The organism is Rhizobium sp. P1_E1 (assembly GCF_056406015.1).
Genome location: NZ_JBFUAY010000259.1, coordinates 1 through 5,549, shown reverse-complemented (window position 1 = coordinate 5,549; position 5,549 = coordinate 1). Strand labels below are relative to the sequence as shown.

The following is a 5,549-nucleotide window of genomic DNA, read 5'->3' as shown; positions in this document are numbered from 1 at the left end:
CATGCTCAAGAAGCTCGGTCTGGAAGCCGTCGCGCCAGGCGCCGGCGCACTTCTGTCGGGCGCATACTGAAGAGGGGCCGATCATGCAGAGCGCGCAAAGCAATTATCAGGGCGTCTGGGGCAACCGCATCGGCTTCGGCCAGCGCCCTGCCCTCCTCGTCATCGATTTCCTAAAGGGGTACACCACCGAGGGCGCGCCTCTCTACGCCCCTGGCGTGGTTGACGCGGTCGCGCAGACGCCGGCGCTCATCGATGCCGCCCGCGAAGCCGGCATCCCGATCATCCATACGCGCATCCTCTATCTTGCGGAAGACTGCGCCGATGGCGGGATGTGGGTGAAGAAGTCGCCTGTCATGAAAGGAATGGTCGAAGGCAACGTGCTGGCCGAATTCTGCGACGGCGTCGAGCCTGCCAGCGGCGAACTCGTCATCGTCAAGCAATATGCCAGCGCCTTCTTCGGCACCAGTCTTGCCTCCCAGTTGCATGCGCAGGGGATCGACACCGTGATCATGGCCGGCTGTTCGACCAGCGGCTGCATTCGCGCCACCGCCGTGGATGCGGTCCAGCATGGATTCCGCGGCATCGTGGTGCGCGAGTGCGTCGGCGACCGGCACCCAGATCCGCACAATGCCAATCTCTTCGACATCGACAGCAAATATGGCGATGTCGTTTCGAGGGAGGAGGCGATCGCGGAAATCGCCAAAGTCAGGTCCGACCGCGCATAATTTGGGGGAAACGCCCCAGACTTCAAACCTAAGCCTTCAAACAAGATAGGGGAACGAGCATGGATCAATTCAGCTTCACGGAAATTTGCCTGCATCAGTTGAAGATGTCGGGTGTCCACGAGGGCGAAAAACTCATCGTCCTGACCCAGGGCAGCGAGCGCCTCGATTACGCCGACGCCTTCATGGCGGCAGGCATTCGTCTTGGCGCCAAGATGTATCACATGCGTTTGCCGCCGGTGCCACCGGCAGGTGCCTGGGCGGTCGGCCAGACGGGACTCGCCGCCATGCCGGAAGCGGTGGAGGCCCTGAAGGCTGCCGACATGCTGATCGACTGCATCTTCCTGCTCTTCAGCCCGGAGCAGATGGCGATCCAGGCGGCCGGCACGCGTATCCTGACCGCCGTCGAACCGCCAGAAATTCTGGCACGCATGCTGCCGACCAAGGAACTGCGCGAGCGCGTCGAATTTGCCGGAGACCTGCTGTCCAAGGCGAAGGTGATGCGGATCACCTCTCCGCACGGCACGGACGTCACCTACAAGCTCAACACCTATCCCGCCATTACCGAATATGCGTGCACGGACGAGCCGGGCCGCTGGGATCATTGGCCGTCCGGCTTTGTCTTCACCGGCGGTGACGACGATGGCGTCGACGGGACAATCGTCGTTGCTCCGGGCGACATCCTGCTGCCGCAGAACATCTACGTGCGCGACCCGATCATCTACACGATTGAAAACGGATGGATCACCGATATTCGCGGCGGCCTCGATGCCGAGCTGGTCAAGTCCTACATGGATGGTTTCAACGACCCGCGTGGCATGGGCATGAGCCATGTCGGCTGGGGTCTCAATCAGAACGCCAAGTGGCATCGCATGGTACCGGGCGAATTCCCCGGTGGCATGGGAATGGAGGCACGCTCCTTCTACGGCAACGTGATGTTTTCAACCGGCCCCAACAACGAGCTCGGCGGCCCGAACGACACCGCGTGCCATCTGGATATCCCGATGCGCGGTTGCTCGCTGTTCCTCGATGATGAGCCAATGGTTCTGGATGGCGACATCGCCGTGAAGGAAATGAAGCACAACTTCAAATAACCGGGCTTGCCAGCCGCTCCGCGTGAAATCGCGCGGAGCGGGTTGGCGGTGTGCCACGCCTTGACCGTCGCAACATGCTGTGGTGTTTCCTGCATTCCCGCCAAAGACGCCGTAACTGATGGACCACATCGACGATGACCGCAAAAGAGACCGAACAGCTGCCAGAAGCTCCGGCGCCTCAAAATGGCTACCAAGTGACGGAGCAAGTCGGGCATCTCCTGCGCAAGGCCTATCAGCGCCATCTGTCGATTTTCCAGACCAATGCCAGCGATCCGGACTTGACGTCGGTGCAGTTCGTGACGCTGTGCGCGCTGCACGATCTCGGTCCCAGCTCGCAGGTCGAGCTCGTGAAGGCAACGTCCGTCGACCAGGCGACCATCCGTGGCATCGTCGAGCGGCTGAAGGCCCGCGGACTGATCGATCTCTCCAAGGACGAGGCTGACGGCCGCAAGGTGGTGATCTCTTTGCTGCCCAAGGGGGAAGCCCTGCTGCAGGACATGTATCCGCAAGCCTACCTCATCAGTGAAAAGACTGTCGCGCGTCTCAATCCGGCGGAACGCATCGCGTTGTTGTATCTCTTGCGCAAAATCGCCGACGATGAGACTGATCAGTAGGTGTTGATTGGGGTCCCTGCTCTTGAAGGGATTCGAACTACCGCCCCGCTCCTCGAAAGCGAATTTTTCTGGAGGTTGATCGATACAGCGCAATCAAGTCGCTCTCGCAATTACGAAAATATTTCGATCGAGAGGCGCTTCGGTCGGCAACGCTGCACTATCGCGATGACAGGCGCTGCGATGCTGCTTGAGGATGCAAGCCGATAGCCGCGCACGGCCTTTCGTTCCGCTATTGTCACCCGACAAAGAAACTGCCATCATGGACTGGCAGGCTCCAATGGGCCGCTGATATTCCATGAGCAGGGTAGCTCTCGACCGGAAACGGGCGGGAGCTTTTTTATTTTTTGGTGGACGATGATGCATTCAGAAAGCTGGCGTGTCGGTGTGCTGTTCTCCGAAACGGGTGTGACCGGAGCGGTGGAAAAAACCCAAAGGGCGGCAACGTTGCTGGCGATCGACGAAATCAACGCGGCGGGAGGCGTGCTCGGGCGGGCTATCGAGCCCATTGTGTACGATCCGCAATCGACGCCCAATCTCTACAAGGAACTTGCAGTCAGGCTTTGCGACGAAGATCGCGTCCGGGTCGTATTCGGTTGCCATATGTCGAGCACCCGCAAAGCCGTCCTTCCCGTCATCGAGGCCCGTGACGCTTTGCTGTTTTATCCGACGCTGTACGAGGGGTTCGAATATTCCCGGCACTGCATCTATACGGGGGCGGCCCCCAACCAAAACTCGGTCCAGTTGGTCGACTTCCTGACCAGGCATTATGGAAAGCGGGTTTTCCTCGTGGGCTCGAACTACGTCTATCCTTATGAATCCAACCGGACGATCAGCGACCTTTTTCTTCAGGTCGGCGGACAGGTGCTGGACGAGATGTATGTTCCCCTGAACCTCAAAACCGAAGACGTCGCCAAAATCATCCGGCATATTCACGCGGCAAAGCCGGACGTCATCTATTCGACCATTGTCGGTGACGGTATCATCCCCTTCTACACAGCATTCAAGGAGGCCGGATTCGATGCGGCGACGATGCCGATCTCGAGCCAGTCGACCAGCGAGGCCGACGTGATCCGCATGCGGCCGGAGGTGGCCGCAGGGCACATTACCGCCGCCCCCTTCTTTGCGTCTCTGGATACGCCACGCGCCCGCGCCTTCGTCTCCGCTTACGAACGGCGCTATGGCTTGCAGATGCCGCCCACAGCACCAGCCGAAGCCGCCTACTTCCAGGTTTATCTCTATGCGGCGGCTTTGCAGCACGCCGGCAGCGACAGGCTCGAGGAGCTTCTGCCGGCTCTTTCTGAAGTCGAGTACGATGCACCGCAGGGGGCGGTTAAGATAGACCGGCTGACGAACCACACGCATCTGTGGCCGAGAGTGGCAAGGGTGAATGCGCAGGGCAGCTACGACATCGTCTACGATCCGTCGCTCCGGGTCGCGCCTGATCCGTTCATGCGCGAATATCGCCCGGACTTCACGCAGTCTTCCCCGCATAGCGTCCCGGTTTGAGAGGGAGCGAGATGTCATTCGCCCTTCTCAGGGATCTGCGGGATCTCAAAGTTGTGGTCATCCACCCTCGGACATCCGAGGGAGATTTTCTCGTGGATCATCTGCGCCGTATCGGTTGCATGGTCAATTGTCTCTGGCCGGTGCCGGCCGAATTGCCGCATGGCACGGATGTCGTCTTCCTTGCCATGGAAGACGAGGCGAGACCGGAAATCGAGCGTCTGCTGAAGTCCTTTCCCAACCCGGCCCCGACCATGCTTGCCATTGTCGGTTACGAAAACCCCTCAACGTTGCAGATCGTACTGGAAAGCGGCGCGCTTGCCATCGTCGAAAGACCGATCAAACCCTTCGGCCTCCTCACCAATCTGGCCATCGCCCGCAACCTGTGGCTCGAACGCCAGAAGCTCGTCAAGGAGGCACGCAAGTACAAGCGCAAGGTTCTAGGTGACCAGAAACTGGCACGGGCAAAAGCGATTCTGATGGCCAACCGCGGCACCAGCGAGACCGAGGCCTACCGCGAAATGCGCGAGCAGGCGATGGCCCGGCGCGTGCCCATCGATGAAATCGCCAATTCGATTATCAACGCCGAACAACTCTTGCGCCCAGCCCAGAAACATGATTAGTTTTTCATGTGTTTCGAACGAAACGCCTCCGGCACATCCCTTCGCTTGACGAAGCCATGTGCCGCTGTTGCACACGGCGCAGCCGTGATGCGGTGATGGCAAGGGTGCCCGCAGGCTGTGACAAGCCTCGCGGGTTTTTTGTTGTCTGCTGACAGTGACGTCAGTTCTCTACCCATTTCCGGCATGAAAGCCTCGCCGTTCGGCGGGCCGTGCCGTCGTGCGCCAATCAAAAAAAGGGGAACCAAGATGGTGTTCAACAGACGTGAATTTTTGAAAACCGCAGCCACCGCTTCTGCCGCGATCGCCCTGCCGGCTCTGGGCAGCCGCGCCTTCGCAGCCGATCCTATCAAGGTCGGTGCGCTCTATTCGCAAACGGGCGGGCTTTCGGTTGCAGAAAAGCTTCTGGCAAACGGCGTCACGATGGCCGTTGCCGAAATCAACGCGGCCGGCGGTGTTCTCGGCCGTCCGGTCGAGGTGGTCGTCGAAGATGGAGCTTCCGATCCGAAGACCTTCAGCGAGAAAGCTTCGAAGCTGATCCTCAAGGACAAGATCTCCACCGTGTTCGGCTGCCATACCTCGGCCAGCCGCAAGGCCGTGCTGCCGATCTTCGAGCGACGGGGCGCGATGCTGTTCTACCAGACACATTACGAAGGCTTCGAGTGCTCGCGCAACGTCGTCTATTCCGGTGCCGTTCCGAACCAACAGCTCTCCAACTACATCCCCTGGATCGTCGAGAAACTGGGCAAGAAGAAATTCTTCATCGTCGGCTCGAACTATGTCTATCCGCGCGAGATGGCCAAGGTTTCCAAGAAGCTGATCGAGGCAGCCGGCGCCGAATGGGTGGCGGACGAATATCTGGAGCTTGGCCATTCGGAATGGGCCGTCATGGTCAGCAAGATCAAGGAATCGGGCGCCGACGTGGTCCTGTCCAACGTGGTCGGCGACTCCATCATCGCCTTCTATCGTGAGTTCAAGAACCAGGGGCTTTCACAG

6 protein-coding genes are annotated in these 5,549 nt (G+C 59.6%); all 6 read left to right on the top strand.

Annotated features, from left to right (window positions below; translation table 11 throughout):
- Positions 1-83 precede the first annotated feature (83 nt).
- Positions 84-725, top strand: a complete 642-nt coding sequence (locus tag AC1D1Z_RS33375; RefSeq protein ID WP_018245262.1) for an N-carbamoylsarcosine amidohydrolase — start codon at positions 84-86, stop codon at positions 723-725.
- 59 nt (positions 726-784) lie between these two features.
- Positions 785-1,816, top strand: a complete 1,032-nt coding sequence (locus tag AC1D1Z_RS33370; protein ID WP_018245263.1) for a 2,5-dihydroxypyridine 5,6-dioxygenase NicX family protein — start codon at positions 785-787, stop codon at positions 1,814-1,816.
- Between the two features lie 134 nt (positions 1,817-1,950).
- On the top strand, positions 1,951-2,430 hold the full coding sequence (locus AC1D1Z_RS33365) for a MarR family winged helix-turn-helix transcriptional regulator (protein ID WP_018245264.1): 480 nt from the start codon (positions 1,951-1,953) through the stop codon (positions 2,428-2,430).
- Between the two features lie 354 nt (positions 2,431-2,784).
- Positions 2,785-3,936, top strand: coding sequence for a transporter substrate-binding domain-containing protein (locus AC1D1Z_RS33360; protein ID WP_018245265.1), 1,152 nt, complete (start codon positions 2,785-2,787; stop codon positions 3,934-3,936).
- An 11-nt stretch (positions 3,937-3,947) separates the two neighbouring features.
- Positions 3,948-4,556 (top strand): ANTAR domain-containing response regulator, encoded by a 609-nt coding sequence (locus AC1D1Z_RS33355; protein WP_018245266.1) that lies wholly within the window; start codon positions 3,948-3,950, stop codon positions 4,554-4,556.
- 246 nt (positions 4,557-4,802) lie between these two features.
- Positions 4,803-5,549 (top strand): transporter substrate-binding protein (locus tag AC1D1Z_RS33350; protein WP_477853120.1); only part of this gene is annotated, 747 nt, incomplete at its 3' end.

What these genes read in the sequence shown, in the direction of transcription:
- AC1D1Z_RS33375 (WP_018245262.1), top strand. Translation starts at nt 84, where the DNA reads ATGCAGAGCGCGCAAAGCAATTATCAGGGCGTCTGGGGCAACCGCATC.
- AC1D1Z_RS33370 (WP_018245263.1), top strand. Translation starts at nt 785, where the DNA reads ATGGATCAATTCAGCTTCACGGAAATTTGCCTGCATCAGTTGAAGATG.
- AC1D1Z_RS33365 (WP_018245264.1), top strand. Translation starts at nt 1,951, where the DNA reads ATGACCGCAAAAGAGACCGAACAGCTGCCAGAAGCTCCGGCGCCTCAA.
- AC1D1Z_RS33360 (WP_018245265.1), top strand. Translation starts at nt 2,785, where the DNA reads ATGATGCATTCAGAAAGCTGGCGTGTCGGTGTGCTGTTCTCCGAAACG.
- AC1D1Z_RS33355 (WP_018245266.1), top strand. Translation starts at nt 3,948, where the DNA reads ATGTCATTCGCCCTTCTCAGGGATCTGCGGGATCTCAAAGTTGTGGTC.